The sequence below is a fragment of the Nonomuraea endophytica genome, from assembly GCF_014203235.1.
In the GTDB taxonomy this organism is placed as follows: Bacteria; Actinomycetota; Actinomycetes; order Streptosporangiales; family Streptosporangiaceae; genus Nonomuraea; species Nonomuraea endophytica.
The window spans coordinates 509,285-533,421 of record NZ_JACHIN010000007.1 but is presented as its reverse complement, the minus strand read 5'-3'; the positions used below and the strand labels follow the sequence as shown (position 1 = coordinate 533,421).

The window sequence follows — 24,137 nt, the reverse complement described above, 5'->3', positions numbered from 1 at the left end:
TTTCTTTCGTGACGACAGGTCGTGGTGTCTTAGCCGTCCTTGCCCTCCTCCTCACGTCCCTCCTCAACCCGGCGCCGGCCGCAGCCGCCTCGGCGGCCGTGGCCTGCGCCGTGGATCCGGCCACGCCCAAGCGGCAGTTCCGCGCGATGTGGGTGGCCAGCGTCGCCAACATCGACTGGCCCAGCGCCACCGGGCTGAGCGTGGCGGCGCAGCAGGCCGAGTTCCGCTCATGGCTGGACCTGGCGGTGCAGAAGCGGATGAACGCCGTCGTGGTGCAGGTCAGGCCGACGGCCGACGCGTTCTGGCCGTCGCCGTTCGAGCCGTGGTCGAACTGGCTGACCGGGACGCAGGGGAGCAACCCCGGCTACGACCCCATGGCGTTCATGGTGGCCGAGGCGCATGCCAGGAACCTGGAGTTCCACGCCTGGTTCAACCCCTACCGGGTCGCCAACCACGCCGATCCGAACCGCCTCATCTCCACGCATCCCGCCAGGAAGAACCCCGGCTGGCGTTTCGCGTACGGCGGCAAGCTCTACTACAACCCCGGCATTCCCGCCGTCCGGTCCTTCATCCAGGACGCGATGATGGACGCGGTCACCAAGTACGACGTGGACGGCGTGCACCTCGACGACTACTTCTATCCGTATCCGGTCAGCGGGCAGGCGATCCCCGACTCGGGCACGTTCGCGCAGTACCCGAACGGCTTCACCAACATCAACGACTGGCGGCGCAACAACGTCAACCTGCTGATCAAGGAGCTGGGCCAGCGCATCCACGCGGCCAAGGCGCATGTGCGGTTCGGCGTCAGCCCGTTCGGCATCTGGCGGAACGCGAGCGCGGACCCGCTCGGCTCCAACACTTCCGGCCTGCAGTCCTATGACGCGATATATGCGGACTCGCGGCGGTGGGTGAAGGAAGGCTGGCTCGACTACATCACGCCCCAGCTCTACTGGCACCTCGGCTACAACGTCGCCGACTACAAGGTGCTGACCGCCTGGTGGGCCGGCGTCGTCAGGGGCACGGACGTGCAGCTCTACGTGGGCCAGGCCGCCTACCGCGCCGGCGTCGACCCCGCCTGGCAGCGCACCGCCGAGCTGTCGGACCACCTCACCTACAACCGCCAGCATCCCGAGGTACGCGGCGACGTCTTCTTCAGCGCCAAGGACGTCAAGGCCAACCGGATCAACAGCGTCTCCACGATGACCGCCGCCCACTACACCAAGCCCGCCCTCCTGCCCGAGCACGGCTCGGCGGCGGCGCCGGCCGTACCGTCGATCACCTCGGCCACGCGTGGCAGCGGGGGTGTGGCGCTCGCCTGGCAGGGCGGCGGCACCGCCTACGCCGTCTACCGGGTGAACGGCTCGCCCGCCGCCGACCCCTGCTTCTTCGCCGACGCCCGCAACCTGCTGACCACCACCCGCGCCACCACGTTCACCGACGCCACCGCAGCGGCGGGCAGCACCTACACCTACTACGTGAGCGCGCTCAACCGGACCCACCAGGAGAGCGGTCAGAGCGCGGGCCGGGTGGTGACCGGCGGCGACGGCGGCACGTTCAGCGTCATCGTCGACAACGCGGGCGCCGGGTTCACCGCCGGGGCGAACTGGGGCACCTCCACCTTCTCCGCACAGCGGCACGGCGCCGACTACCGCTACGCCCCGCCGGTGGCGGCCAGCGACCCGGCGTGGTTCAGCGCGGCGATCCCGGCGGCCGGCAGCTACCGGGTCGAGGTCTGGTATCCGGCCGATCCGGGATACAACAGCGCCACGCCGTACCTCGTCGCGGGGCAGACCATCAGGGTCGACCAGCGGACGGGCGGCGGGGCGTGGCGCGTTCTCGGCACCTTCACGCTGCCCGAGGGCACCGCGAACGTCGTCGGCGTCAGCAGGTGGACCTCCACCACCGGCTACGTGATCGCGGACGCGGTCCGGATCACCAAGGTCTGAGCCCTCAGCAGACGCGCAGGTGGAAAGGCCGACCGCGCCCGGGAAACCGTTTTCCACGGCGTCCGTGCAAGCACGCGAGCCTTGCCGGGCCCGCCGTGGCGGCTTTCAATGATCTCCTAGGCTGATCTAGGAGGAGCCCGTGCGTGGCTTACGTGCGTCAGCAAGTGTCCTCGCGTTAACCCTGTTGGCCGTCCTGTCCGCGACCCCTGCCGTGCCCGCCGCCGTGACGGCGGCGCCCCCGGCGGAACCGGAACCCACCTCACTCATGACCCTCTCGGTCCCCGACCGCGCGACCCTCGAACGCCTGGTCGCCCAGGGCGCCGACCTCACCGAGCGGGTACGCCCGCAACCGGACGGCAGCATCAGAGTCGACGCCGTCCTCACCCCGAGCCAGCTGGCAGAACTCCAGCCGCTCGGCGTCGCCAAGGCCGACCCGGCCGCCCCCGCGCCCGCCCCGCCCCAGGCCAAGGGCGCCGCCGTCGCCGACCAGATCGTGATCGAGCGCGCCGTCCGGTGGAAGACGCGCGACGGCTACTTCCTGTCGGTCGAGGCGACCAGCAGCGCGGGCGGCCCCGCCCAGCTGACCGCCGCCTGGCGCGGCTCCAGAGGAAGTGGCGGCCAGGTGCCGATGGTCGCGTACGTGGACGCGGGCGCCTATCTCGGGCACCAGTTCGCGACGCCGTCCGCGGTCACGAGCCGTCCGCAATGGGTCACGGTCACCTCGGCCGGTGGCGGCACCGCGCAGGCCCGGGTCAGGGAATGGCCGGACGGCGAGCGGCCCGACCGCAACGTGCCCGGATACCAGAAGGACTTCGTCACCCAGTACATGCCGCCCGACCAGCTCAACGAGCGCGTACGGGCGCTGCACCGGCGCTATCCCCACCTGACCGACATCATCGCGCTGCCCAACAAGACGAACGGCTACCGCCGCCACGCCCAGGCGCAGTTCGGGACCGTGGTGGTCAGCTCGCTGGCCTACGGCTCCGAGGGCGGCAACGACCTGGCCGTGGAGCTGGTGGACCCGGGCGCGCCCGACCGGCCGCTGCGGGTGACCGTCAACGGCAAGCTCATCTCGGTGAGCCTCGCCACCGGGCCGACCGGCGCGCTCGTCAGCACCTCGGCCCAGGTCATCGCCGCCATCAACGCCGGTGCGGGCACGCTGGTCAAGGCGGCGCCGTACCGCAACGACCCGGGCACGGGCGTGGTGGCGGCCGCGGCGCTCACCCAGCTGACCGACTTCCTGAAGGCGCCCGCGAGCGTCTCGCGCAAGCCCGCGACGGTGCTGGCGCTGCGCGTCGGCGAGCGGCGGGACGGCTCGCGCACCGGCGTGCTCGCCTACGCCCAGGAGCACGCGCGTGAATGGGTGACCCCGCTGGTCACGATCGAGGCGGCCGAGCGGCTGCTGCGCAACTACCACCGGGACCCGGCCACCCGCAGGCTGCTGAACCGCACGGACATCTTCATCGTGCCGACGGTCAACCCGGACGGCGCGAACTACAGCTTCTACGACTTCAACCTGCAGCGGAAGAACATGGTCAACCACTGCCCCGCGCAGCAGGCCGACCCGGCGCTGCGCAACACGTGGGGCGTGGACATCAACCGCAACTACGCCACCGGTTCGTTGTTCGACGGCTACTTCGGCGCCTCGCCGAACTGCCAGAGCGGCAACTACGCAGGTCCCGCCGAGCACTCCGAGGCCGAGAGCCGCAACGTGATCTGGCTGGCCAAGACCTTCCGCAACATCAAGTTCGCGCTCAACGTCCACAGCTACGGCGGCTACTTCATGTGGCCGCCCGGAGCCTACAAGCTCGACGGCCGGGTCCCGCTGCCCCGGCCGAGCGCCAGTGAGGAGGCCTACTTCCTCAAGTCGGCGCGGACGATCGAGGAGGCCATCGCCTCCTCGCGCGGCACCGTGACCTGGCCGCAGCAGACGGGCCCGGTCACCGACGTGCTCTACTCGGCGGCCGGCAACTCCGCCGACGAGCTCTGGTACGACTACGGCGTCTACGGCTGGGACTTCGAGGTCGGCAGCGACATCTGGGACCCGGTCACGAAGACGTGGCAGGGAGTCGGCTTCCAGCCGCCCTTCGAGGAGGGGCATCAGGAGGCGCTGGAGTTCGCCACCGGGCTGATCAGCCTGATCGGGGTCGCGGCCGACTACCGGCACAAGGGTTGAGTCACGGGTGCCCGCTCCGTGAGGGGCGGGCACCACTCTTGCTCACTTCTGCGCGTGCGTGACACGAATTGCGCAAATAACGGCCTGGGCAGATCTACTGGCTGGACCGCGCGCGATGACCGTCACCACCGTCGTCGACGGCCTGGCCGCCCAGGCCTACAGCGACCAGCCGCTGCTGGCCGCCGCCCCCGGCGGCGACACGCTCTACGCGCTGAAGGCCCGCAACCTGGTCCGGATCAAGCTCGGGCGCTGACCTCGGGCTCACTGTCCAGCGAGTCCACGAGCTCGTCGGCCTCCTGACTGCGCCACGGCAGCAGGAGGCCGATGAGCACGAACACCGCCAGCGAGCACAGCACCGGCCCGCCGACCTCCACCCACCGCGGAACCACCACGACATACTTGACCAGCGCGAACACGACCAGTCCCGTGGCCCACGAGGCGATCGCGGCGAACGGCCCGCAGCGCCGGAACGCCGGAAGCATGCCCAGCAGCATCGGGATCGCGATCGGCCCGACCAGCGCGCCGAACCACAGGATGATCAGCCCCAGCACCCCGCCGAAGCTGTCGGCGGTCAGCGCGATGCCCATCGACAGCGCGATGAACAGGAACGTCGCCACCCGCCCGGCCAGCAGCTCCGTGGCCGACGACAGGTGACTCGCGCGCTTCCAGACCGCGGGGACGATGTCGCGGATCACCACGGAGGAGATCGCGTTCGCGTCGGAGGAGGTCATGGCCATCGTGTGCGCGAACATCCCGGCCAGCACCAGCCCGATCAGGCCGCTGGGCAACAAGGACTGGGTGAGCAGCGCGTACGACTGGTCCGGCTGCTCCAGCCCCGGCAGCAGCACAGGCGCCGCCCACATCGGGAAGAACAACACAAGCGGCCAGACCAGATACAGCCCGGCCGACAGCAGCGCCGCCCGCCGCGCCGACGCCCCGTCGGGCGCGGCGATGAAGCGCTGGGCCAGGTTCCAGGTGCCGCCGTTGTAGGACAGCGTGTTGATCAGCAGGTAGACCATGACGAACGCCATCGTGTAGGAGCCGTTGAACGGCTGTCCGTGCCCCTCCGGCAGCCGGTCCCAAAGAGTCCAGATAGCAGGTACGCCGCCCAGCTTCGCCAGCACCGCCACGAACAACGTGATCCCGGCGACGAGCTGGATGACGAACTGCCCCAGGTCGGTCAGCGCGTCCGCCCACAGCCCGCCGATCGTCGAGTAGATCAGCGTCACGCCGCCGGTCAGCAGCACGCCCCACGCGATCGGCACCCCGGCGAACACCTGCAGCAGCAGCGCCGTCGCCGCCCACTTGGCGCCCACGTCGAACACCTTCAGCGCGGTGCCGCTCCACGCCAGCACCTGCTGGGTGGGCACGTTGTAGCGCGTGGACAGATACTCCAGCGGCGAGATGATGCCCAGCCGCCGGCGCAACCTCGGCCACCTGGGCGCGAACAACGCCGACCCGATCAGCATCGCGATCGTGATGCCCAGCGCCCACCACACGTAGAGGGTGAAACCGGCCGTGTAGGCGATGGCCGCGTTGCCGACGAACACCGCGGCGCTGTAGCCGGACATGTGGTGCGAGATGCCCGACAACCACCACGGCATCCGGCCGCCCGCGGTGAAGAAGTCCCTGGCGTCATGAATGCGGGACTTGGCCCACCATCCGATCGCCAGCATCACGAGGAAATATCCGCAGATGACCAACCAGTCGAGCACGCCCATCGAGGCTCCCTTGGGGGGTTGAGGGAAGGAGGTCAGATCACAACCAGCGCACCCGCCCCCGGAAGCGGTGCAGGAACACGGCGTTCGCCTCGTCACCGCCGGGCGCGTTGCCGCTGCGCCAGATGTCAGGCTTCTCGCCCCGCTCCGCCAGCAGCGCGATCGCCGCGGCCATCAGGCAGTTGAGGGCGTAGGCGTTGGCGAACGTGGAGATCGCGCCGACCCGCTCATCGATCCCGTCGATCTCCAGTACGGCGTCGCCGACCGGCACCTTCGTGTCCACGTGCACGTCCACCAGGTCGTGCAGGTTCTTCTTCGACGGATGACGGGCCGGGTGATCAGGGGCGGTGGAATCGGCATGAATCCGCGACGACACCCCGATCACCGTGGCGCCCCGCTCCCCGGCCGTCAGGGCCGCGTCGATGAGCGCCGCGTTGATCCCGTAGGCGTTGACCAGGATGAGCAGGTCTCCGGCGCCGATCCGGTTGTCCTCGACCACGAGCCTGCCGTAGCCGGGGGTGCGTTCCATGGCCATCGAGCGCAGCGCGCCACCGGACAGCAGGGTGCCCTCGTCCAGCACGGCCGAGACGTTGACCAGGCCGCCCGCCCTGAAGAACACCTCCTGGGCCGCGAGGTTGGAATGGCCGCCAGGTCCGTACACATGGATCAGCCGATCTCGCGCGGCATGGTCGGCGACCAGCACGGCGGCGGCCCGGATGCTGTCGGCCTCCTCGGCCTCGATCCGGGCCAGCAGGTCGGTGATCGTCTCGAAGTAGGCGCGCATGAGCGCGGCGGGTCCGGTCACGGGCTCGACTCCTCCGGCCGGGGCATGAAAGCGATTGCACGGAATCTAGGCCGCCCCCTCACCCGAGGTCAACCCCCCACAACCTCTCCACCCTTGACCACACCACCAACCCCACCACCCCAGCCCGCACACCCCTCGCCTCGCCCGCCTGGCCACGCCACGCCTCACAACGCCAGGTCACGCCAGGCCTTGCCCGCGCCGCGCCGTGCCGTGCCGCGCTGCGCTGCGCTGCGCTGCGCTGCGCCACGCGGTGCCGCGCCACGCTGCGCTCCCCTGTGCCGCCCTGCGCTGCGGCACGCTGCGCTGCGCCACAGCGCGCCAGGCTTTGCCTGCGCCCCCTCGCCATGCCCGCTGCGTCTCGGCATGGGCGTCGTGTGCCGCGTGTGTGCCGGGACGGCTTCTGTCGGGCGTTGCCTGGAGCACGCAGTGCGGGTGCCGCCTGGTCCGGGAGGCGGGCGGTGTCCTGGTCAGGGGGTGGGGCCGGTGGAGTCGCGGGGGGTGAAGACGCCGGGGAGGCGGCGGGACTCCGGGGGTGCGTCGGGGGCCTCGATGTGCCTGGTCAGGACCTCCATGGCGGTCTGGCCAAGGTCGTCCATGGGGGCAGACACCGTAGTCAGGCGGGGGGTGACGGTCTGGGCGAGCAGGACGTCGTCGCAGCCCACCACGCTGCGGTCGCCGGGCACCGACACCCCACGCGCCGCCAGCTCGGCGAGCACCCCGCACGCCATCAGGTCGTCGAAGGCGAACGCGGCCGTGGCCGGGGTGCCGATCAGGGCCTCGCCGGCCTGCCGCCCGCCCTTGTACGTGGCGCGGAACGGCCCGAGCTCCACCAGGTCCACGCCCCGCCCGCGCGCCCACCGCCGCACCGCCTGCGCGCGCCGCCCCGCGGCCCATGACGCGCTCGGCCCGGCGAGCAGCGCGAACGAGCGGTGGCCCAGCCCGTAAAGATGTTCACCGGCGTCGAACAGCGCGGCCGTGTTGTCGCACACCACCGAGGACATCTCGCGCAACGTCCGGTTCACCAGCACGATCGGCAGCTCGCCGGCCGCCTCGCGCAGGGCGGCTGCGGGTGAGCGGGGCGAGGCGGCGATCACCCCGTCCACCTTGCCGCGGAGCTGGTTGACCAGGCGTACTTCGGTGGCCGCGCTCTCCTCGGCGTCGATGAGCATGAGCGCGCTGCCGATCCGGTCGGCGGTGCGCTGCACGGCGCGTACCAGCAGCGGGAAGAACGGGTTGGTGATGTCGGGGACGAGGAGCCCGACCATCCCGGCCCGCCCGGTGACCAGCCCGCGCGCCGCCGAGCTGGGCTGATAGTCGAGCTCGCGGGCGGCCCGCAGCACCCGTTCACGGACGACGGGGCTGACCAGCTCCGGCCGGTTGAACGCGCGCGACACGGTCGCCGCCGACACCCCGCACATGGCGGCGATGGAGTAGATCGTCGCGCGGCCCACCTCACGCTCCCTTCTTGACGGGTAACTCTAGCGAAGACAGAATCCATGCAATCGCTTTCATTTCACGACCCTAGGGGCGGCATGGGGCCGGAACACGCGGCACGACGGCAACTCGAGGACGTCATCTTCCCGTTCTGGCTGGCCAACGGCATCGACGAGGTCAACGGCGGCTACTACACCTGCTTCGACAACCGGGGCAGGACCAGGTTGTCGACCGACAAGTACACGTGGTCGCAGGGCCGCTTCGTCTGGTTGCTGGCCCGCGCGGCCCGCCTCGCCGAGCGCGGCCTGCTCGCCCTGGACCCGGAAGAGCTCCTCGCCCACGCCGAGCGCGGCGCCCGCTTCCTGGTCGATCACGCGGTACGCCCCGGCGGCACCTGCGCCTACCTCCTCGACGAGACAGGCGCCGAGAAGCCGTCCGAACGCAGCGTCTACGCCGACTGCTTCGTGGCCATGGGCCTGTCCGAGCTGTCACGGCAGACCGGACAGGCGCAGTGGCTCGACGTGGTGGACCCGATCCTGGCCAGGGTCGCCGCCGACATCATGGACGGCGACCCGCCGACCCCGCCCTACCCGCTGCCGCCCGGCCACTCGGGCTTCGGCGCCCGCATGATCCTGCTCAACGCCCGCCTCGACCAGGTCCGCGCCCACGAGCGCACCGGGGGAGAGGCGGCGGGGCCGCGAGGGGAGCTGGCCGGCGCCTTGCAGGGGGTGCTGGCGCATCGGGAGGAGACCGGGCTGTTCGCCGAGATCCTGGTCGACGATCCGGGCCAGCGGGACACCGTCCTGGCCAGGCACCGGAACCCCGGCCACGCCCTCGAAGGCGCGTGGATGGTGCTGGAGGCCGGGGAGCTGCTCGGGGATCACCGGGCGGACAAGCCGGTGCTGGACAGCATCTCCAAGCTCTGCGCCACCGGCTGGGACATCGAGCGGGGCGGGCTGCTGCGCTATACCGACGTGACGGGCCGGAGGGGCGGCGGGCCGTACGAGGAACTGATCGTCAGGACGTGGACCACGAAGTTGTGGTGGGTGCACACGGAGGCCGCCTACAGCACCCGCCTCGCCGCCGTGAAATATGGCGATAAATCGGCGGAAAGGTGGTTCGGGAAGGTCTGGGACTACACGCTGGACATCTTTCCCGGGCGGGACGACGGGGCGGAGTGGGTGCAGATCCGTGACCGGGACGGGCGGCCGCTGGACGAGGTGGTGGCGCTGCCGGTCAAGGATCCGTACCACATCGCCAGGAACCTCATGCAGATCGTCGAACTGGGGGAGGGCTGATGCGGGTCAGCGTCCACGCCGACCGGACGGCCACCGGCGCGGCGGCGGCGCTGGCGGCGGCCGAGGCGCTGCGGGAGATCCTGGCGGAGCGGGACGAGGCGCGGGTGGCCTTCGCCGCGGCGCCGTCGCAGCGCGAGATGCTCGCCGGTCTGCGCGCCGCCCCCGGCATCGACTGGTCGCGGGTGGTGGCGTTCCATCTGGATGAGTACGTGGATCTGCCGCCGGACGCGCCCCAGCGCTTCGCGGCCTTTCTGCGCGAGGAGATCTGGGGGGGAGTCGGGCCCGGGGCCGTGCACGAGATCGTGCCGGGCGCCGACCCGGACGCGGCGGCGGAACGCTACGCCGCGCTGCTCGCGGAAGCCCCGCTCGACCTGGCCTTCCTGGGCATCGGCGACAACGGCCACCTGGCGTTCAACGATCCGCCGGTCGCCGACTTCGCCGACCCGCTCGCGGTGAAGGTGGTCGAACTGGACGGGCCGTGCCGCAGGCAGCAGGTGAGCGACGGCTGCTTCGCCACCCTGGACGAGGTGCCGCGCCGCGCGGTCACGCTGACCGTCCCCGCGCTGCTCGCGGCGCGCCGCCTGGTGGTCACGGTCCCGGGCGCGCGCAAGAAGGCCGCGCTCCAGGCCGCCCTGCACGGCCCGCTCACCACCGCCTGCCCGGCCTCCGCCCTGCGCACCCACCCTCGCTGTACGCTCTTCGCCGACCAGGAGGCACACGGATGAAGATCGTCGACGCGCGGGTCATCGTCACCTGCCCGGGCCGCAACTTCGTCACCCTGAAGATCACCACGGACGACGGGGTGACCGGTCTCGGCGACGCCACGCTCAACGGCCGCGAGCTCGCGGTCGCCTCCTACCTGCGCGACCACGTGGCCCCGCTGCTCATCGGCCGCGACCCCGCCCGCATCGAGGACACCTGGAACTACCTCTACCGAGGCGCCTACTGGCGGCGCGGCCCGGTCACGATGACGGCGATCGCCGCCGTCGACACCGCTCTGTGGGACATCAAGGGCAAGGTGGCCGGGCTCCCGGTCTATCAGCTGCTCGGCGGCCGTTCCCGCGACGGCGTCACCGTGTACGGCCACGCCAACGGCGAGACCGTCGCGGAGGTCCTGGACGAGGTGGCCCGCTACACCGAGCTCGGCTACAAGGCGGTGCGCGTCCAGTGCGGCGTCCCCGGCCTGCCCGTCACCTACGGCGTCAGCCAGGACAAGATGTTCTACGAGCCCGCCGCCGCCAGACGGCCGGTGGAGGCGACCTGGTCGAGCGAGAAGTATCTGCGCATGGTCCCGGAGCTGTTCGCCGCGACGCGTGACCGCTTCGGCCCCGACCTTCACCTGCTCCACGATGTCCACCACCGGCTGACCCCGATCGAGGCGGCCAGGCTGGGCGCGAGCCTGGAGGAATACGCGCCGTTCTGGATCGAGGACCCGGTCCCGGCCGAGCTGCAGGAGGGCTTCCGGCTCATCAGGCAGCACACCACGACGCCGATCGCGGTCGGCGAGGTGTTCAACTCGATCTGGGACTGCCAGCAGCTCATCACCGAGCAGCTCATCGACTACATCCGGGCCACGGTCGTGCACGCGGGCGGCATCACCCACCTGCGGCGCATCTTCGACCTGGCCGCCCTCTACCACGTCAGGACCGGCTCGCACGGCGCCACCGACCTGTCGCCGGTGTGCATGTCGGCCGCGCTGCACGTGGACATCGCGGTGCCGAACTTCGGCATCCAGGAGTACATGCGCCACACCGAGCTGACCGACGAGGTCTTCCCGCACGGCTACCGCTTCGCCGACGGCTACCTGCATCCGGGCGAGGAACCCGGGCTCGGGGTGGAGATCGACGAGAAGCTCGCCGCGCGCTACCCCTACGACCCGGCCTACCTGCCGGTCAACCGGCTGCTGGACGGGAGCATGCACCATTGGTGAGGCTCAGCCGTACCTCGTATGAGGGGGCTTTCCAGCCGGGGGCGACGGGGATCGTGCACCTCGGGATCGGCGCCTTCGCCCGCGCGCACCAGGCCGTCTTCACCGAGGAGGCCATGGCGGCCACCGGCGACGACCGGTGGGGGATCTGCGGCGCCACCATGCGCGGTCCCGGTGTGGCCGACCAGCTCGGGCCGCAGGACGGCCTCTACAGCGTGCGCGCGGGCGCGGACCTGCGCGTCGTCGGCGCGGTCACCGAGGTGCTACGGCCCGGCGACGACCTGCTCACCGACCGGCTGGCCGCGCCGGGGACCCAGGTGGTCACGGTGACGATCACCGAGAAGGGCTATCGCGCTGGGCCTGCCGTCGACCGGCTGGTGCGCGGGTTGCGGGCCCGAGCTGCCGCTGACGCGGGGCCGATCACGGTGCTGAGCTGCGACAACCTGCCCTCCAACGGGGTCAGGCTGGGCACTCTGGTCAGGGAGGCGGCGGATTCGCGGCTGCTCGGCTGGCTGGACGAGCAGGTCCGGTTCCCGTGCACGATGGTCGATCGGATCGTGCCCGCCAGCACGCCCGCCGACCTGGCCGAGGCGGCGGCCCGGCTGGGGCTGGAGGACCGGGGCGCGGTGGTCGCCGAGCCGTTCAGGCAGTGGGTGATCGAGGACGACTTCGCCGCCGGGCGGCCCGTCTGGGAGAAGGCGGGGGCGTTGCTGGTGGCGCGGGCGGGGCCGTACGAGGTGATGAAGTTGCGGCTGCTGAACGGCAGCCACTCCGCGCTCGCCTACCTCAGCGCGCGCGAGCACGTCGCGCAGGCGCTCGGCGAGCTGCGTGAGGCGCTCGTGCGCCTCATGGACGAGGTGACGCCGACCCTGGGGGAGCTTGACGGCGTGGATCTGGGCGCGTACAAGGCTTCGCTGCTGGAGCGGTTCGCCAACCCCGAGCTGCGCCACCGCACCGCGCAGATCGCCGCGGACGGCTCGCAGAAACTGCCGCAGCGGCTGCTCGATCCGGCCCGCGAACTGCTCGCCGCCGGGCGCGAGCCGCGGTGGATCGCGCTGGTCGTGGCGGGGTGGATGGCACACGTGAGTACGGCTGCCGCCGTGGACGACCCGCTGGCCGGTCGGCTCAGGGTCACCGGTGACGCGGCGCGGGTGGCGGGGCTGCTGCTGGCGGTCAGGGAGGTGTTCGGCGAGGACCTGCCTGAGCACGCGGGGTTCCGTGAGCTCGTGACCGAGGCGCTGGAGCGGCTCATGGCCGAGGGGGCGGCGGCGACCGTGCGCGCGTACCTCGCCACGCCATAAGGTCACCGCTCCCGGAATCCGCTCCCGGGAGGAGACCGGCCCGCGGTGCTACATCGGCTGGGGTAGCGGTGACGGCGCTCCGCGGCGGACGCGGCGGACGGCGGCCCGCAGGACGGTAGGGGGCGTAGCCGATCGCGAAGGAGACCTCAGATGATCACGCACGCCGCCCTCGCCGCCGCCACCGCGTTCTCGCTCACCACGGGACCGGTCGTCGACTGGGTGAAGGAACACGCGGTCCCGCTGGCCACGATCGACCCGGCCGCGCCGCTGGACGACCTCGCGCCGCTGGCCAGGATGGTCGGGGACGCCAAGGTCGTGGGGCTGGGCGAGTCGACGCACGGGGCGCGCGAGGAGGCGCTGCTCAAGCACCGGCTCCTGCGGTACCTGGTGGAGAAGCGCGGGTTCCGCACGATCGCGTGGGAGGAGGACTGGACCACGGGACAGCTCGTCGACCGCTACGTCGTCACCGGCAAGGGCGACCTGGACGCGGTGGTGAAGCAGATGACCACGACCTGGCAGGCCGAGGAGGTCAGGGACGTGCTGCGCTGGCTGCGCGCCTACAACGCGAAGCACGCCGACAAGGTGCGTTTCGTCGGCGTGGAGTTCTACGCCACCCGCCCCGCCGCGTACGACGCGGTGATCAAGCACGTGGCGAAGGCGGCGCCCGCCAAGCTCGACGCGGTCAGGGAGCACCTGGCGGAGATCCGCCCGCCCTCCGACGACGTCGGCAAGTACCTGCGCGAGCTGTTCGAGAGCGGCCGGGACATGAAGCCGTACATCGCCCACGCCCGCGCCGCCTACGACGTGGTCAAGGCGCTGCCGGACTCCCGCGCGCAGGCGCTGGCCCTGCACAACGCCCGCCAGATCGTCTCGTTCTTCGAGTACCTGGACCGCAAGGCCGACACCGGCTACCGCGACCAGCAGTCCTCGCGCAACCTGCGCTGGTGGCAGCGCTTCTCCGGCGACAAGGTCGCCTACTGGGCCGCCAGCGCGCACACCGCCAACGCCCCGGACCTGCGCCTGTCGCTGCCGCCCGCCCCCGAGCGCCGCTTCGCCAGCGCGGGTTCACACCTGCGCCGCTGGTACGGCCCGCGCTACCTGTCCATCGGCTTCACCTTCGACCACGGCACCCTGAAGGTCGGCGGCAAGCCGGTGCGCATCCCCCGCCCGCCCCGCAGCTTCGCCGACCGCCCGTTCGGCGACGCCGGAATCTCCCAGTACGCCATCGACCTGCGGGTCAAGACGCCACCTCAGCTCAACCAGCCCAAGAAGATGCGGGGCATCGCCAACTACGACCCCAAACGCCCCTTCGACTACTACATGTACGGCGGCGCGATCACCCAGTGGTTCGACGTGATCGTGCACCGGCAGTCCGTCACCCCGCTGCGCATGCTGGGCTGAAGCTTATTGACACGATGCAGCCGGTGCGTGAAGCTTTTCGCGCATGACGGGTAAGGCGGATGGAACCGGCACGGCGCGGTCACGTCGCGCGCTCGTAGCCGGATCAGTCGGAAATTTCATCGAATGGTATGAGTTCGGGGTCTACGGGTACTTCGCCACGATCATCGCGGCGAACTTCTTCGCCCCCGCCGGGGCGAGCGACCTCGAAGCCCTGGTCAAGACCTATGCCTCGTTCGCGCTGGCGTTCTTCTTCCGGCCCCTCGGCGCGGCCGTCTTCGGCCGACTGGGGGACCGGATCGGCCGCCGCCCGCTGCTCATCCTCGTCGTCCTGCTCATGTCGGCCGCGACCGCGCTGATCGGCGTCCTGCCCACCTACGACACCATCGGCGCGGCGGCTCCCTGGCTGCTGACGCTCGTCCGGATTCTGCAGGGGCTGTCCGCGGGCGGGGAGTTCGGCGGGGCCGTATCGCTGATGACCGAGTTCGCCCCCGACCGCAAGCGCGGCCTCTACGGGTCGTGGCAGTCGTTCACGGTGGCGCTCGGGCTGCTCGGCGGGGCCGGGGCGGCGGCGGTCATGGCCACCCTGCTGACCGAGGCCGATCTCAAGGCGTGGGGCTGGCGTATCCCCTTCCTGCTCGCCGTCCCGCTCGGGGCGCTGGCCCTGTGGCTGCGGCTCCGGCTGGAGGAGACGCCGTCGTTCACCAACCGCGAGACCCAGGTGAAGCCCTCGGCGGGCGAGACCGCGCGCGCCATCCTGCTCGGCATCGCCCGCCTCATGGGCTGGTCGGCGGCCGGGTACACCTTCCTCGTCGTCATGCCGTCCTACCTGCAGACCACCCTCAACGCCACCTTCCAGCAGGCGCTCATCGCCACCGTCGTGGCCAACCTGGGGTTCGCGCTGGCCATCATCCCGGCCGGCATGCTCAGCGACCGCTACGGCCGGCGCGTCGTCATGACCACCGGCGCCGCCCTCATCGTCGTCCTGGCGCTGCCTCTCATGAACGTCCTCCAGGACCCCGGCGGCTCCCTGACCCTGAAGGCCGCCGCCGTCTTCGTGGCCGGAGCCGTGGTCGGCCTGATGGCGGGGCCGGGGCCCGCGATGCTCGCCGAGATGTTCCCCACCAACGTCCGCTACACCGGCCTGGGCCTGGCCTACTCGCTGTCGAACGCGGTGTTCTCCGGCTCGGCCGGGCTCATCATCACCCAGCTCATCAAGAACACCGGCGACGCCGACATCCCCGCCTACTACGTGATGGCCACCTGCCTGATCAGCACCGCCGCCCTCCTGACGCTCCGCGGCACCGCCCACACCGAACGCCTGCGCCCCTGACTCACGGGGCGCTCGTGTACGCGGCGGCGAAGGCCGCCTCGCCCAGGGCGGCCTTGGCCCGGTCCGTCGCGCGGGCGATGTCGTCGATCTCGTCGGGGGAGGCCGGGGTGCCGTGGGCGGCGCGGGCGGCGGCGGCCGTGCCCAGCAGGCGGGCGGCCTCCTCGGGCTCGGCCACCGTGGCCAGCGCCTCCATCGTGCCCGCGATCGTCCGCGGGTCGCCGATCTTCCTGGAGGCCACCAGCGACTCCCGGAACAGCTCGCGGGCCTCCGGCTCCCTGCCCTGCAGCTGCCGGACATGACCGAGCTCGTTCAGCACGGTCGGCATGAACAGCAGCGGATCGACGTCCGGGCCGCGCGGCACCCCCCGCAGCATGGCGGCGATGTGCTCCTCGGCCAGCTCCAGCCGTCCCGAGCGCCGGGCCGCGATGCACAGGCCCATCCTGGCGAAGATCGTGCCCTCCTTGTAGCCCTGGCCGTCGGCCAGGCGGAGCGCCTCCAGACAGGTCTCGATCCCGCGGTCGTAGTCGCGCCGGTAGGTGGCGATCCAGCCCAGCCACGACAGGCGGCGTACCTTGTCCGGCCACAGGCCCAGTTCCTCGGCCACTCCGGCGTCCTCGGTGAAGATCCGGACGGCCGCGTCGTAGTCGCCGCGGATCTCCTCCAGGCCGCCCAGCCACTCGTTGGCCTGCAACACTCCCCACCGGTCGCCGAGCTCGGTGAACAGCCGCCTGCTCTCGTGGCCGACCCGGTCGAGCTTGTCCAGTTCGCGCAGGGTGAAGGCGTCGCGCGACTGCCGGCTCAGCGCCACCGCGACGCCCCACCGGTCGCCGAGCTCGCGGCAGGCCGCCAGCGCCCGGTCCACGACGGCGGTCGCGGTCGGCATGTCGGTCACCCCGTACTGCACGAACAGCTCCGCCCGCGCCCGCACGGCCGGGTCGGCGATCTCCAGCGCCGCCTCCCAGTCCACGCTCTCGCCCAGCAGCAACGCGAACCCGGCCCGCCAGGCCCGCGCCTTCTCCACCTCGACCCCGTCCGGCAGGTCAGAACCCGACAGCGCGAGGTCGAGGGAGCGGAGTGCCTCGTGCAGGCGGCCGCGCAGGTACCAGTGCCAGGACAACGCGTTCACCAGCCGCAACGCCTCGGGGGCGGGTGCGGAGTCGAGGGCGCCGCGCAGGTTCGCGGCCTCGGCGTCCAGGTCGCGCATCCAGCGCACCTGCTCCGCGCCGCGCAGGTGACCCTCCGCCCGCTCGGCGAGCGAGGTGTAGTAGGCCACGTACGCCCGCCGTACCCGATCGATCTCCCCGGCGTCGTCCAGACGGCGGCGGCAGTAGGCGGCGACCGACTCCAGCAGCCGGTACCGCACCCCGGACGGCCCCTCCACCACGGTCACCAGCGACCGGTCGACCAGCCGCGCGAGCAGCTCCATCACGTCGAGCCCGCCGTCGCCGCACACCTCCTCGGCCGCCTCCAGCGTGCACCCGTCCGCGTGTACGGCCAGCCGCCGCAGCACCACCCGCTCGTCGTCGGTGAGCAGGGTCCAGCTCCAGTCGATCATCCCCATGAGCGTCTGCTGCCGGTCGGAGACCCCGCGCTGCCATCCGGACAGCACCCGGAACCGGTCGTCCAGCCGCGCCACCAGCTCGTGGATGCCGAGCGAACGCACCCGGGTGGCCGCCAGCTCCAGCGCCAGCGGCAGCCCGTCGAGCCGCCGGCACAGCTGCGCCACGGCCGCCGCCGTGGACTCGTCGAGCACGAACCCGCGCGCCGACGCGGTGGCCCTGGCCATGAACAGGCGTACCGCGTCGGAGCCCGCCACCGCGTCGAGCCCCTCCTCCTCGGGCAGCCCCAGCGGCGGCACGCTCCACAGCGTCTCGCCGGCCACGCTCAGCGGCTCCCGGCTGGTCGCCAGGATCCGCAGCCCCGGCGCGGCCCGCAGCAGCGACTCGGCCAGCTTCGCCGCCTGGTCGATGACGTGCTCGCAGTTGTCCAGGACGAGCAGCATGCGCCGCGCGCGCAACGTGTCGGCCAGCCGGTCGAGCGCGTCGCCGGGCCCGGCGCTGTCGCGGATGTCCAGCGCCGCCAGCACGGCGTCGGCCAGCGAGGCGGTGTCGCGGTCGTAGGCGGCCAGCTCGACCAGCCACGCCCCGTCCGGGAAGGTCAGCTGGGCGGCCGTGGCGATGGACAGGCGGGTCTTGCCGACGCCGCCGGAGCCGGTGAGCGTGACCAGCCGGCTCGTGTCGAGCAGCTCGCGTACCTCGGCCACGGCCTGGTCGCGGCCGATGAGGTCGTCGACGGTGGCGGGCAGGTTGGTGAGCGGGCGCCGGTCCGGGCCGCTGAGACCCGGGTCCTGGCGCAGGATACGCGCCTGCAGGTCGGCCAGCTCGGGGGACGGGTCGAGGCCCAGCTCGTCGGCCAGGCGTTCGCGCAGCTCGCCGTAGGTGGCCAGCGCGTCGCTCTGCCGTCCCGCCCGATACAGGGCTGTCATGTGCACGGCACGCAGCCGCTCGCGCAGCGGGTGCTCGGCCACCAGTTCGGCCACGTCGACCGGCTCGCCGGCGGCCAGCCGTACCTCCGCGAGCTCTTCGACGGCGGTCAGCCGCTGCTCCTCGAGCTTCGTGATCGGCGCGCGGGTGAACTCCATGTCGGAGAAGTCGGCGTACGGCGAGCCGCGCCACAGCTCCAGCGCCTCGGCCAGCCGTCCTTCACCGGCCAGCCGGGCGAAACGCAGCGCGTCCACCGCATCCGGCGAGACCTGCAGCTGGTAGCCGGGCGCCCGCGAGACGATCAGGTTCTTGCCGCCTGGCTCGGCGTCCTCCAGCGCCTTGCGCAGCTGGGAGACCCGCACCTGCAGCGCCGCGGCCGAGTTGGCGGGCGCGTCGTCGCCCCACAGGTCGTCCACGAGCCGGTCCGTGGACACCACCCGGCCGTCGTGGGCCAGCAGGTCGGCGAGCAGGGCACGCACCTTCAACCCCGGAATCGAGACGACCTCTCCGGCGTCCGTCCAGACGGTCAGCGGTCCCAGTACTCCAAAACGCATACGAAGCACCCTAAGGCGCTGGACGACATGCCCGCTCTTACGTGGAGTTAGCAGGCGTTCCAGTGGTATCGGCGGCACCATCGAAACCCCGGAGTCCCGACGTCGGCGCGGTCACCGTGCACCAGATGCTCACCCACACCGGCGGCATGTCCGACCCGACCGACACCGGCCCCGACACCCGGATCTTCAACAGCGTCGAGGAGGCCGAGGCGGAGGCCCGCAAGCAGGTCCGCGAGCAGAAGCTGCGCTTCGTCCCCGGCACCAAGAAGGAGTACGCCAGCACCGGCTACACCGTCCTCGGCCAGATCGTGGCCGCGGTCTCCGGCATGCCGTTCCACGAGTACATGCGCGAGCACGTCTTCCTGCCCGCCGGGATGAAGCACTCGGCCTACTACACCAGGCCCCAATGGCTGGACGACGAGCGCATCGCGCACCCGTACATGCTGCAGGAGGACGGCTCCCGCATCGACGGCGTGCGCAACCTCGACAAGGGCGGCACGCTCGGCGTGAAGGGCTCGAACTCGGCCCGCGGCTTCATCGGGGGAGGCGGCGGCATCGCCGGCGGCTCGACGAGCTGGGCCATCTACCTCGACACCGAGTGGAACGACGACCTGCGGGACATGCAGAAGATCATCGACCAGGAGCGGGAGGCGATCGCCGGGTAACGTGAATGACCTGATCGAGCGTGGAGGGGTTGGCATGGAATACACCCGGCTGGGGTCCTCGGGACTGAAGGTCTCGCGCGTCTGCCTGGGCATGATGAGCTTCGGCTACTCGCGGGCCTGGCAGCTCGGCGAGGACGCGGCGGAGCCGATCGTCCGGCGTGCGGCCGAGGCGGGGATCACCTTCTTCGACACCGCCGACATGTACTCGGCCGGCGCCAGCGAGGAGATCACCGGCACGCTGCTGAAGAAGACCTTCGCCAAGCGCGACGACTACGTGCTGGCCACCAAGGTCTACTTCCCCATGGGCGAGGGGCCCAACGACCGAGGGCTGTCGCGCAAGCACGTGCTCGGCGCGATCGACGCCTCACTCGACCGGCTCGGCGTGGACCACGTGGACCTCTACCAGATCCACCGCTGGGACCCCGAGACGCCGATCGAGGAGACGATGGAGGCGCTGCACGACGTGGTCAGGTCGGGCCGGGCCCGCTACCTCGGCGCCTCCAGCATGTACGCCTGGCAGTTCGCCAAGGCCCAGCACGTGGCCGAGAAGAACGGGTGGACGAAGTTCGTCTCCATGCAGAACCACTACAACCTGGTCTACCGCGAGGAGGAGCGCGAAATGCTGCCCCTCTGCCTCGACCAGGGCGTGGGCGTCATCCCGTGGAGCCCGCTGGCCCGCGGACTGCTGGCCCGCTCCGGCGAGACGGTCCGCTCGGGCAGCGACGCCTACGCCGACGAGCTGTACGACGAGAGCGACCTGGCCGTGGTCGACGTGGTCAGGTCGGTGGCCGAGGCCAAGGGCCTGCCCCCGGCCAGGGTCGCGCTCGCGTGGCTGCTCGGCCGGCCGGGCGTCACCGCGCCCATCGTCGGCACCACCAAGCTCGCCCAACTGGAGGACGCGATCGCCGCCGTCGACGTCTCGCTGAGCGCGGACGAGGTCGCCGCGCTGGAGGCGCCCTACCGGCCGCACGCTGTGAGCGGGCACGCGTGACGGCTCTCAGGGAGGATTTCCCGCCGCCGGGCCTGGCACCTGAGGATGAGCCGGACCCTGGCGCGGCCGTACTAGGAGGATGAGACCTGCGGCGGTGGTGGGCTGATCGCGGCTCCACCAGGCTTGCCGTATGTCGTTGATTTCCGTGGTTTTAGCGGCGGCCGTGGGGTTCTCACCGATCGTCCCCACACCGCCGCCTCCCGTCCCGAGTACGCAGCCCGTCCCGGGTACGCAGCAGGCCCGGCCCTACCCAGCGGCGCCCGTGCCCTTCCCGGTGGCGCCCGTGCCCTTTCCGCTGCCGTCTGGCCTGGACACCGCGTCCAAGGCCCCGCACACCCCCGAGCCCGGCGCGCCGCCCTGGTGTCCGGCGGTGCCGGGCCGGCGGGTGGAGTGCGGCACCGAGCCGCGCCCGCTGGTCGCCGGCAGGCCGGACCTGGGCGTCGTCGAGGTGGCCTACGCGCTGGTGCGCCGCGAGAACGAGGCCGCCCCAGCCAAGAACACCGTCATGGTCAACCCGGGCGGGCCGGGCGGCGCGCCCATCGACCTGGCCGGCTGGTTCTCCATGCTGCTCGGCTCCCTGGGCCCCGACCACGACCTCCTGCTGATCGACCCGCGCGGCACCGGCCACTCCGGTCCGGTGGCCTGCGGCACCGACGGCTTCCTGTGGGCCGGCCGGGCCGAGCAGCGGCGCATCGTGGACCGGTGCGGCGCCACGCTCGGCCCGCGCGCCGCCGGATACACCTCCGCCGCCACGGCCGACGACTTCAACGCGGTCCGGGGGAAGCTCGGCCTCGGCAAGGTCGTCCTGTACGGCATCTCCTACGGCACCTACCTGATGCCGATCTACGCCGAACGCCACCCGGGCACCGTGCGCTCGATCATCCTGTCGGGCGCCTACCCGGTCACCTTCGACCCCTTCGGCGGCCCCAGTGCTCGGGCGATCTCGCTCAGCCTGCGCCGGATCTGCGAGCGCAGCGGCGCCTGTGACGGCGGCGCGGCCGTACGCGATCTGCGCAAGGTGGCCGCAGTGCTGCGCGCGCGGCCGGTCGACCTCACGATCACGGTCGGCGGACGGCCTCAGACGGTGAAGCTGACCGAGAGCGTCCTGGCCCAGATCCTCACGTTCACCGCCAGCGGCGGCCTGGGCGGCAGCCCCGACGAGGTCTCGCTGATCGGCACGATGCCCGCGCACCTGCACCGGGCGGCCAGGGGCGACACCGGACCGCTGATCACCGCGATGACCGCGCTCTTCCAGCAGACCGCCGACCAGGACATCCCGGACATGGGCCTGACCATCGCGGTGGTCTGCAACGACTACACGCGGCCGTGGTCGGCGGACGCGCCGATCGGACAGCGGTGGCGGCAGTTCGAGCGGGCGCTCCAGCGGGCCGACCCCCGTGGGTTCGGCGCCTTCAGCCGCGAGGGCTACGCCTACAGCATCCCCGACGGCGGCGAGGTGTGCATCGGGTGGCCGAAGGAGGGCACGGCGCGGCCGTACGCGCTGAGCGGCAGGCTCCCCGACGTGCCCACGCTGGTGGTCTCCGGCGACCTGGACAACAACACGGCGGCGGAGAACAGCAGGCTGAGCGCGGCCCAGTTCCCCAGGGCGCGGTTCCTGTCGGTCCCGAACACCGGGCACGTCGCCGAGATGGACGCCTCGGGGTGCGCCGTTGGCCTGGTCAGCGGGTTCATCAGGGACGAGCGGCTCGGGGACACCTCGTGCCTGGCGAAGATCCCGCCACTCAAAGTGAACAAGCCCTATTGATTGTGTAGGGAATGAGGGTAATTTGAGAGGCCCGACCCCTGGGAGGTAGTGCGATGAGCGTCACCGACGAACTGCTCGCCAACGCCGACCGGTACGCCGCCACGTTCGACAAGGGTGAGCTGCCGCTCCCGCCCGCGAAAGGCATCGCCGTCGTCGCCTGCATGGACGCGCGGCTCAACGTCTACGGCCTGCTCGGCCTGCGGGAGGGCGACGCGCACGTCATCCGCAACGCCGGTGGCGTCATCACCGCGGACGAACGGCGCAGCCTCGCCATCAGCCAGCGGCTGCTGGGCACCACTGAGATCATCCTCATCCACCACACCGACTGCGGCATGCTGACCTTCACCGACGACGCGTTCAAGGAGGCCATCAGGGCCGAGACCGGCATCAAGCCGGACTGGTCGGCGGAGGCGTTCTCCGACCTGGAAGGCGACGTCGCCCAGTCGGTGGCGCGGGTGAAGGCCGACCCCTTCATCCCGCACCGCGATGAGGTACGCGGCTTCGTCTACGAGGTGGAGACCGGCCGGCTCCGCGAGGTGAAGGCCTGATGGAGGGCGCCGGGGGCTCGCCTCCGGCGCTCAGCCCGTCGCCTGCCGCGGCGCGGCGATCAGCCCGTAGATCACCAGCACGCAGAGCGCGATGCTGATCACCGAGTAGACCGGGTAGGCGCTGAGGAAGGCGAACTGGCCGATCATGGCCAGCGCGGCGAAGATGGCGCCCAGCCACCTGGCCCAGATCTTCCCGGCCAGGATGCCGAGCGCCACCGCCACCTGGACCAGCCCGAGTATCAGCCAGATCCAGCCCCAGGTCGTGTAGTCGAGGACCAGGAGCTGCCCGCCGGAGGTCAGATAGTACTCCTGGCGGAAGAAGGCGATGATCCCCTGGATCACGTGAAAGAAGCCGAGGATGACGCCCAGCATTCCGGCGAACCCGAGCCAGCCCGAGCGGCCGGCGGGTTCCGTGTAGTAAGCGTTCATCATGTGGACGTGCCCCCGTGGGAGGGGGCGCGACAGGCCCTTGCCGGATGCGGGCCGAGAATTTGCCGCCCGATGGCCGCCGAGCGGGCATTCCTCTCTGAACGAGGGGGTGCGCATGTCCGAGGAGCCGCTGGACGCCGACGTGCGGGCGGAGCTGGTGCGGCTGCGGGACGAGGTCGCCGAGCTGCGGGGCCGTACCGGCGGGGGAAGGTGGCGCGCGGTCGTCTCCGCGGTGCTGATCACGCTCGGCTGCGTGCTCGTCCCGCTGGCCGGCGTCGGGTTCTGGGCCGCCAACGAGGTCTCGGACACCGAACGCTACGTCGAGAACGTGACGCCGCTGGCCGGTGACCCGGCCATCCGGAACGCCGCCGCCAACCGGGTCACCGGCGAGGTCATGCGGGCACTCGACGTCCAGGCGATCGTGGGCCAGATCGCCGGCAGGCTCCCGCCGCGCGTCGGGGACAAGCTCAAAGGGCTCTCCGGGCCGATGGCCGACGGCGTCCAGGGCTTCGTACGCGACAAGGTCGGCCAGGTCATCGCGAGCGACACGTTCCAGACCGTGTGGGTGCAGGCCAACCGGGCCGCCCACAAGCAACTCGTCGCGGTGCTGTCCGGCGAGGGCAGTCAGCTCCTCAAGGTGAACGGCGGCGCCGTCAGCCTCGACCTCGGCCCGATCATCGACCGGGTCAAGCAGAAGCTGGTCGCCTCCGGCCTCGGCCTGGCCGCCTCCATCCCCGAACTCCATCCCACGATCGAGCTGTTCGACTCGGCCGCGCTGGTCACCTGGCAGCGCTGGTACAGCTGGCTGATCACGCTCAGGTGGGCGTTGCCGGTACTGGCGCTGATCCTGCTCGCCCTCGGCGTCTACGTCGCCAAGAGCCGCCGCCGCGCCCTGGCCGGGGTGGGGATCGGGCTGATGGCCGGCATGCTGGTGCTGGCCGCCGCCCTGGCCGCCTTCCGCGCCGCCTCCCTCGGGTCGGTCGCCCGGCACGGGCTGGACCAGGCGGCCGCGGCCGACCTGTTCGACACGCTGGCCCGCTTCCTCAGAGGCGGGCTGCGCACGGTGCTGGTGCTGGGCCTGGTGATCGCCGCCGCCGCGTTCTTCACCGGCCCGTCCGCGACCGCCGTCAGGACCCGGTCCGCGCTGAAGCGGGCCATCGGCGTGGCCGGTTCCCGGCTGAACACCGGCCGGTTCGGGGCCTGGCTGGCCCGCAACGCCACGGTGGCGCGGGCCGGGCTGGTGGCGCTGGCCGCCCTGGTCTTCGTCTTCTGGGACCGCCCGACCGGCGCGGTGGTGTTCGGGATCACCGTCGCGACCCTGCTGCTCCTGGGCGTGGTCCAGTTGCTGGCACGAGATCCATGAACG

General features: G+C 71.6%; 19 protein-coding genes. 14 read left to right on the top strand and 5 right to left on the bottom strand.

The genetic code is table 11. The features are described from left to right. The first annotated feature begins 8 nt into the window (after positions 1-8). The 3 genes from HNR40_RS27570 (at position 9) to HNR40_RS27560 (ending at position 4,375) form a co-directional block, all read left to right on the top strand. On the top strand, positions 9-1,946 hold the full coding sequence (locus HNR40_RS27570) for a family 10 glycosylhydrolase (protein WP_184966208.1): 1,938 nt from the start codon (positions 9-11) through the stop codon (positions 1,944-1,946). A 265-nt stretch (positions 1,947-2,211) separates the two neighbouring features. Then, positions 2,212-4,122, top strand: coding sequence for a M14 family metallopeptidase (locus HNR40_RS27565; protein WP_221340848.1), 1,911 nt, complete (start codon positions 2,212-2,214; stop codon positions 4,120-4,122). A 115-nt stretch (positions 4,123-4,237) separates the two neighbouring features. Further along, on the top strand, positions 4,238-4,375 hold the full coding sequence (locus HNR40_RS27560) for a hypothetical protein (RefSeq protein ID WP_184966204.1): 138 nt from the start codon (positions 4,238-4,240) through the stop codon (positions 4,373-4,375). Here HNR40_RS27560 and HNR40_RS27555 read toward each other — a convergent pair. The 3 genes from HNR40_RS27555 to HNR40_RS27545 all read right to left on the bottom strand — a co-directional run bounded on the left by HNR40_RS27555 (position 4,359) and on the right by HNR40_RS27545 (position 8,096). Further along, positions 4,359-5,843: a sodium:solute symporter family protein gene (locus HNR40_RS27555; protein WP_184966202.1), complete on the bottom strand. Its 1,485-nt coding sequence runs from the start codon at positions 5,841-5,843 to the stop codon at positions 4,359-4,361. The genes HNR40_RS27560 and HNR40_RS27555 overlap by 17 nt on opposite strands. 37 nt (positions 5,844-5,880) lie before the next feature. Next, a complete protein-coding gene (locus HNR40_RS27550) occupies positions 5,881-6,645 on the bottom strand; it encodes a sugar isomerase domain-containing protein (RefSeq protein WP_221340847.1) in 765 nt (254 codons plus the stop codon). 467 nt (positions 6,646-7,112) lie between these two features. Further along, positions 7,113-8,096, bottom strand: coding sequence for a LacI family DNA-binding transcriptional regulator (locus HNR40_RS27545; RefSeq protein WP_184966201.1), 984 nt, complete (start codon positions 8,094-8,096; stop codon positions 7,113-7,115). An 81-nt stretch (positions 8,097-8,177) separates the two neighbouring features. On the opposite strand from HNR40_RS27545, the gene HNR40_RS27540 reads away from it, so the two are divergent. The 6 genes from HNR40_RS27540 (at position 8,178) to HNR40_RS27515 (ending at position 15,336) form a co-directional block, all read left to right on the top strand. Beyond that, positions 8,178-9,377: an AGE family epimerase/isomerase gene (locus HNR40_RS27540; protein WP_184966200.1), complete on the top strand. Its 1,200-nt coding sequence runs from the start codon at positions 8,178-8,180 to the stop codon at positions 9,375-9,377. After that, the gene (locus tag HNR40_RS27535) at positions 9,377-10,102 is read left to right on the top strand and encodes a 6-phosphogluconolactonase (protein WP_184966199.1); all 726 of its coding nucleotides are present in this window, start codon (positions 9,377-9,379) and stop codon (positions 10,100-10,102) included. Before HNR40_RS27540 ends, HNR40_RS27535 begins: the two co-directional genes overlap by 1 nt. After that, complete coding sequence (manD, locus tag HNR40_RS27530; protein ID WP_184966198.1) at positions 10,099-11,307, top strand: D-mannonate dehydratase ManD; 1,209 nt, start codon at positions 10,099-10,101, stop codon at positions 11,305-11,307. The genes HNR40_RS27535 and manD overlap by 4 nt, the downstream gene beginning before the upstream one ends. Continuing rightward, positions 11,304-12,605: a mannitol dehydrogenase family protein gene (locus HNR40_RS27525; RefSeq protein WP_221340846.1), complete on the top strand. Its 1,302-nt coding sequence runs from the start codon at positions 11,304-11,306 to the stop codon at positions 12,603-12,605. Before manD ends, HNR40_RS27525 begins: the two co-directional genes overlap by 4 nt. A gap of 150 nt (positions 12,606-12,755) precedes the next feature. Then, positions 12,756-14,006: an erythromycin esterase family protein gene (locus HNR40_RS27520; protein ID WP_184966197.1), complete on the top strand. Its 1,251-nt coding sequence runs from the start codon at positions 12,756-12,758 to the stop codon at positions 14,004-14,006. Between the two features lie 43 nt (positions 14,007-14,049). Continuing rightward, positions 14,050-15,336, top strand: coding sequence for an MFS transporter (locus tag HNR40_RS27515; RefSeq protein ID WP_184966196.1), 1,287 nt, complete (start codon positions 14,050-14,052; stop codon positions 15,334-15,336). Position 15,337: 1 nt separating this feature from the next. Here the strand turns inward: HNR40_RS27515 and HNR40_RS27510 are convergent, their stop codons facing one another. Next, positions 15,338-18,373 (bottom strand): AfsR/SARP family transcriptional regulator, encoded by a 3,036-nt coding sequence (locus tag HNR40_RS27510; RefSeq protein ID WP_184966194.1) that lies wholly within the window; start codon positions 18,371-18,373, stop codon positions 15,338-15,340. A gap of 41 nt (positions 18,374-18,414) precedes the next feature. Here HNR40_RS27510 and HNR40_RS27505 point away from each other — a divergent pair, with 41 nt between their 5' ends. From HNR40_RS27505 to HNR40_RS27490, 4 genes are all read left to right on the top strand, one after another. Beyond that, positions 18,415-19,038, top strand: a complete 624-nt coding sequence (locus tag HNR40_RS27505) for a serine hydrolase domain-containing protein (protein ID WP_312896526.1) — start codon at positions 18,415-18,417, stop codon at positions 19,036-19,038. Between the two features lie 34 nt (positions 19,039-19,072). Further along, on the top strand, positions 19,073-20,029 hold the full coding sequence (locus HNR40_RS27500; RefSeq protein ID WP_184966190.1) for an aldo/keto reductase: 957 nt from the start codon (positions 19,073-19,075) through the stop codon (positions 20,027-20,029). Between the two features lie 283 nt (positions 20,030-20,312). Then, positions 20,313-21,794 (top strand): alpha/beta fold hydrolase, encoded by a 1,482-nt coding sequence (locus HNR40_RS27495; protein WP_184966188.1) that lies wholly within the window; start codon positions 20,313-20,315, stop codon positions 21,792-21,794. A 53-nt stretch (positions 21,795-21,847) separates the two neighbouring features. Continuing rightward, a complete protein-coding gene (locus HNR40_RS27490) occupies positions 21,848-22,342 on the top strand; it encodes a beta-class carbonic anhydrase (protein WP_184966186.1) in 495 nt (164 codons plus the stop codon). Between the two features lie 30 nt (positions 22,343-22,372). On the opposite strand, the gene HNR40_RS27485 is transcribed toward HNR40_RS27490, so the two are convergent. Beyond that, positions 22,373-22,774: a DUF7144 family membrane protein gene (locus HNR40_RS27485; protein ID WP_184966184.1), complete on the bottom strand. Its 402-nt coding sequence runs from the start codon at positions 22,772-22,774 to the stop codon at positions 22,373-22,375. Between the two features lie 112 nt (positions 22,775-22,886). Here HNR40_RS27485 and HNR40_RS27480 point away from each other — a divergent pair, with 112 nt between their 5' ends. Further along, entirely contained in the window at positions 22,887-24,134 is a 1,248-nt protein-coding gene (locus HNR40_RS27480) for a hypothetical protein (RefSeq protein WP_184966181.1), read from the top strand. Positions 24,135-24,137: the final 3 nt, after the last annotated feature.

Excerpts from the sequence above, each read along its gene's own strand:
- HNR40_RS27565 (WP_221340848.1), top strand. The coding sequence starts at position 2,212 with ATGACCCTCTCGGTCCCCGACCGCGCGACCCTCGAACGCCTGGTCGCC.
- HNR40_RS27560 (WP_184966204.1), top strand. The coding sequence starts at position 4,238 with ATGACCGTCACCACCGTCGTCGACGGCCTGGCCGCCCAGGCCTACAGC.
- HNR40_RS27555 (WP_184966202.1), bottom strand. The coding sequence starts at position 5,843 with ATGGGCGTGCTCGACTGGTTGGTCATCTGCGGATATTTCCTCGTGATG.
- HNR40_RS27540 (WP_184966200.1), top strand. The coding sequence starts at position 8,178 with ATGGGGCCGGAACACGCGGCACGACGGCAACTCGAGGACGTCATCTTC.
- HNR40_RS27535 (WP_184966199.1), top strand. The coding sequence starts at position 9,377 with ATGCGGGTCAGCGTCCACGCCGACCGGACGGCCACCGGCGCGGCGGCG.
- manD (WP_184966198.1), top strand. The coding sequence starts at position 10,099 with ATGAAGATCGTCGACGCGCGGGTCATCGTCACCTGCCCGGGCCGCAAC.
- HNR40_RS27520 (WP_184966197.1), top strand. The coding sequence starts at position 12,756 with ATGATCACGCACGCCGCCCTCGCCGCCGCCACCGCGTTCTCGCTCACC.
- HNR40_RS27515 (WP_184966196.1), top strand. The coding sequence starts at position 14,050 with ATGACGGGTAAGGCGGATGGAACCGGCACGGCGCGGTCACGTCGCGCG.
- HNR40_RS27510 (WP_184966194.1), bottom strand. The coding sequence starts at position 18,373 with ATGCGTTTTGGAGTACTGGGACCGCTGACCGTCTGGACGGACGCCGGA.
- HNR40_RS27500 (WP_184966190.1), top strand. The coding sequence starts at position 19,073 with ATGGAATACACCCGGCTGGGGTCCTCGGGACTGAAGGTCTCGCGCGTC.
- HNR40_RS27490 (WP_184966186.1), top strand. The coding sequence starts at position 21,848 with ATGAGCGTCACCGACGAACTGCTCGCCAACGCCGACCGGTACGCCGCC.
- HNR40_RS27485 (WP_184966184.1), bottom strand. The coding sequence starts at position 22,774 with ATGATGAACGCTTACTACACGGAACCCGCCGGCCGCTCGGGCTGGCTC.
- HNR40_RS27480 (WP_184966181.1), top strand. The coding sequence starts at position 22,887 with ATGTCCGAGGAGCCGCTGGACGCCGACGTGCGGGCGGAGCTGGTGCGG.